The 345-nt window shown below is 34.5% G+C and carries 1 protein-coding gene; it reads left to right on the top strand.

Annotated features, from left to right (window positions below; translation table 11 throughout):
- Positions 1-345 (top strand): BspA family leucine-rich repeat surface protein (locus tag AB3I00_RS14755; protein WP_368025633.1); only part of this gene is annotated, 345 nt, incomplete at both ends.

The following is a 345-nucleotide window of genomic DNA, read 5'->3' as shown; positions in this document are numbered from 1 at the left end:
TCTCATGTTTTTAATAGTTGTAAATCCTTAAAAAGCATTGATGTATCTCGATGGAACACGTCGAATGGAAAGTATTTGGGTGCTACTTTTTTAGGCTGTGAACAATTGGAACAATTAGATGTGTCGAATTGGGATACTAGTAAAAACTTAACGATGTTTACGACATTTGTGGATACGCCTAAATTACAGTTGTTGGATCTCATTAGTTGGGATGCCACAAAGGTGGTTAATTTTTATGAAAGTACAGGCTCTCCTTGTAGTATTTTCAAAATTTTTGAAGAAACTTCTAGTAAGGAAGTTCCGTTATTGGTTCGGACAAAAGATTCGCGTTTAAAAAATTACAGC

The sequence above is a fragment of the Enterococcus sp. C76 genome (genome assembly GCF_040886985.1).
Lineage (GTDB): Bacteria > Bacillota > Bacilli > Lactobacillales > Enterococcaceae > Enterococcus_B > Enterococcus_B lactis.
This window is presented reverse-complemented; position numbering and strand designations above follow the sequence as displayed.